We start from the raw sequence: 4047 nt of genomic DNA on the forward strand, positions 1-4047 counted from the left end.
GGATCCCCGCAGGGCCGTGGCGACACACGGTGGTCGTGTCATGCTCGAATGGCAGAATCAGTGTCGGTACGCGGCAACGGAGCCGGAATCATGGGCAACCAGCTACCCATGAAAAATCGAGGTTAGGAGGAACGGATATTGCAGCAGTTGCAAATTTGCGCGTGCACAGCCTACGCCGCGATGGTAGCTGGATACTTGTTGATCACGAAGAACCCTTCTGAGCAGTTGGCAACGTTAGTGATCCTCGCAGTTTCATTTGTGGTGATGGCTTGGCGCGCTGTTTATGCTCGCCATAACGGTCTCTGGAAGACCGAGGTTTCATGGTCGGCAGAGGCTTTAAAACCTGAACGGACTGCAGTGGTGACTATGGGGATCGTTGTTCTTATTGCGGCTGTGGGTATTATCGGAGGGCTTGACACACCAAGTGAAGACAAGAGTGTCAGTGTTCTAGTTTCGTTGTTCTTAACAGGCGGTTTGTTTACTGCGTTGATTACATCGCCTCACAACCTGATCGATCTGGTCAAAGCGGAGAGAGAGCGAAAGGTTGCGTAGTTCGATCGTGAATATGCTGCTAGACCATACTGAGGAACCGTATCGAGAACGGTCAGCCTCCGGGCTGATTGATAGTGGATGCTCTTGTTTTTGAAACCGTCGGTTGGCTTACCTCTCGGCCGAATTTTGTGCCGAATTCACTTTCAACGACGGTTACATTTCAGTTGTTAAAGACACAGCACCCTATCCACCTTTTAATAATCACAGCTACACCTATATTGACTGAGTCACTGCCAGAAGGCGGTAATACGAGGGGGACGGAGAAGCAGAATTCTGTGTTTGTTAACGCTGTCGCATCTGTACAGGAGCGACGTCAGTAACATACATGAAAAGAAATGGTGCGTACCTTCGAGGCATCGCGGAAACTGAACCTCGCTAATCCAGGCCAAATTGAACTTAGAGTTTGGTGTTTCCACTCCGACTAATCTATTAGAGTTGATTTCATTGCATTAGTCTATCCTGCCAGCGAATCGAAACTTCATCCAGTCATGAGGGCATAATTCCAATGCTCGATCTAAATCAGCCCTCCAGCCCTTATGCCATCTGCTCAACAGTAGATCTGCACCAGGAATATCGGTGCCTGTCAAAAAGTCGCGAGCATTGACGAAGCTCAACCAAGCTGAGCGCGAATTTAGGAGCTGATCATGGAAAAGTACCGAGAATACAAAAGCAATGACATCGTTTATTGGCTGGCATGTCGAAATGACAACTTTCGCTCCGCTGAGAATAAATGCAGTTTCCAAAGAAACAACTTCAGGGACTGAATCTAAATTCACTTGAATGCTTCCAGTGTTGCAAGCGGAAAGAACAACGAGCTGTGATGAAAAACTTGCGGCATTTAATAATACAGCAGCACTGGAAAGTGGTCGTTCCTCGTCGCAAAAAATCGCCACGCTGTCTCTACCTGAACCCGCTATAGCATGTCCTGAAAGATGGAGGATATCCGGCCTGTCCTGGCCATTGGTTCCCGCATCGTGTGAATACATTCCCGTCACGGAAAGCAACTCATCGGAAACATAGGGTAAATAGTTGGTACCCTTGCCGGGGAATCCCTTTGCGAGTGCGTGTGGTTTTCGACCTAATTTAACGGACGTAGGTGAAAGCGAGTTAAGGCGGGGAATATAACTGATTGCTTTAAACCCGATCTGAGTCAACGGTATATGCCAAGGCCAGTGAGAAAATGCTGGTTCGATGTGAAGATAGAGATGGTCAACTCCGTCAGCAATGAGCGCCGAAAGTGGAGATAGCATTTGTCTGCTGGTCTCAACCCAAACTGCAAATTCTGCGTTCGACGTTAGTAGTGACCCGCCCATTGAAATATCAATCCGAAATGCATGAATGCCCTCGTCTGACACTCTAAATACAAAGCAATCAAAATAGCCGCTCTCGCGATCGAAGCGAATTTGAATATAGGCCTCGTTGTGATTCAATAGGTTAGGCTTGAAGTCAACATGTGTATTTCGAGGAGTTTTGGATAGTTCGCCGAGAAATTGTTCGCGAGCGGAGTCCATGTCGTCGCTGCCAATGATGGAACCAGCTGTCGCCGATGCTGTGGCAGTGTCAATCGAACGTAAGAGCGCATGGAAAGAAGATTGAAGGGCATTGCCGGTATCGTGGTCCATTCGAATCAGCGAAGTAATCGACTCTCGATAGAATTCTGAGGTGCTTTGATCTAACATTTCCATTATGTAGATGTATGAGTCGCTAGTCAGCTCGAGTGAATCCAGCTCAGTTGTGCCAGGTGTTTGGCTCGGTGTTTCCATCGCTTCATTGCACTGTTCTATAAATCGAGCTGAGAGTGGAATACCAAAAGACTGTACGTGTGAAAGTTTTCCGCCCGGCTCTATTTGGTACAATTCAATTCGTACGGCGCCAATTGCTAGGAGAGCCCGGAGGTCGGCTAATTGTAGGCGATCATTGCGGCTATATCGATACCAGACGCTAGCGTGGGTGTTGTCTTCAAAGCGCAATGGAAAAGACAAATAAAAGGCTTCTGAATCTTCACTGAATCCGACTTCAGGTGAGTATGTCCAGGCGTTGAAAGCTCTGCATTCTTCGTTTGACTCGGCAACAAAGAACCAGCCGGGAACCATTCCGGAAGACGCTGGGAAGAACCGGGCGCCTCTCTCGACGACCATGGATTCTACCCAATTGGGCACGGCACTTCCTGGAAAAGAAGCCCAGCTTCCAGGCAGGATTTTTGGGATGAAACGATTTTGTGTCCAAGCTTCTATGTCTTGGTCGGGGGAATTTGGATAGAAAGTTTCCCAATCGATGGAAGTGATTTCGAGCAAAGATAGGAGTTTTAAAGGCTCGCTATTATTCGCGATGACTGATTTTACCAATTCGGCATAGATTCTATTTTCGAATGTCGTGAGTTGATCGTTAGTTAAGTTGAAGTCCGACTCGGTATATGACTTGGAGATCTCTTGTCTGAGTTGTTGCCAGTTCGGATTTGGATGTTCTGACGTTAGATCGGCAATCGTAAGCTGGTTGAGGGTCGCATTTAACTGTGATGCGCACAGGGTTCGCAGTAATTGGCTATCTATCGCTTGAGTGTCTCGAGCTACAACGAAGAGCGATGAGTACGTTGCGGGGAGATCAACCGCGTATTTTGGGGGGTAGCTACCGATTCTCCATACTTCGCTAATTATTTGTTGCACTTCGCTGGGCTCAAGGTGCCCAGGTATAAATAGGTCGGAGTCGTCAATGCCAAGTATGTGACCGAGGCCCACATGGGTGATTACGAGTGCGTTTGGGATGCTTTGGGTGTTGCTTAAAATGGTGTTTGGGGAGACCGTCATAATATCGTTGGCGAATTTCTCAAGCCGAGAAACTCTGGCGCGGTTTATGTTGAGGTCATGTCGTTGCGGTTTGGTCATTGGCTGCGCTTTCTCATTTGCCTTCGTGGCAATTGTATTAATAGTGGGCTTTGACGGGTTGATTTTGGTCGCGCTTGCGTATGTACAACACCCTACGCTGAGTTCGGTTGCTCGGCAGGTGAAAGGTTGTATGGCTTGGTTCTCGGCGTTGGTCGGGCAGGTCGTTTCTTTCGCAATTCTGAGTGTGAGGTAGGTGGGTCTGACTGACGCAGGTACCGTCTATCTTTGATCATGCGATTCGGTTGGTTCTTGATGATTCGTTCGGTCTCGAGTGCGTACGGCGTGCGAGGGCAGGATGTGGTTTCCCGATGTCCCGCTCATCTTTTCCGCGTATGTTTCCCAAGGTCGCCTCCAGGCCCTTCGGCGTTGTGCTCGAACTGGAACGGATTAGCCTCGGGATTTCATGATTAGGGGCGTCCAGGTCCCGGACAGAGAGAAGAAAAGTGCTCCTGACCAGGGATAATGATGTTTGCGACGACATCAATATTCTCTGGAAAAGGAGCACTCTCAGAGTGAAGCCTACCCGCACCTATCCCCGCCTGCACATCGATACCGCACCCAGCAACGCCCTCGGCCACGCTGGCGGGCTCCTGCTCACCGAAACCGTGCACAC

General features: G+C 49.0%; 2 protein-coding genes. One reads left to right on the plus strand and one right to left on the minus strand.

The annotated features are described in order from the left end of the window. Positions 1-198: 198 nt before the first annotated feature. A complete protein-coding gene (locus EB836_RS17820) occupies positions 199-552 on the plus strand; it encodes a hypothetical protein (protein WP_135542771.1) in 354 nt (117 codons plus the stop codon). Positions 553-1001: 449 nt separating this feature from the next. Here the strand turns inward: EB836_RS17820 and EB836_RS17825 are convergent, their stop codons facing one another. After that, positions 1002-3434 (minus strand): CHAT domain-containing protein, encoded by a 2433-nt coding sequence (locus EB836_RS17825; protein WP_135542773.1) that lies wholly within the window; start codon positions 3432-3434, stop codon positions 1002-1004. Positions 3435-4047 lie beyond the last annotated feature (613 nt).

Source organism: Brevibacterium sp. S111, from assembly GCF_004745075.1.
In the GTDB taxonomy this organism is placed as follows: Bacteria; Actinomycetota; Actinomycetes; order Actinomycetales; family Brevibacteriaceae; genus Brevibacterium.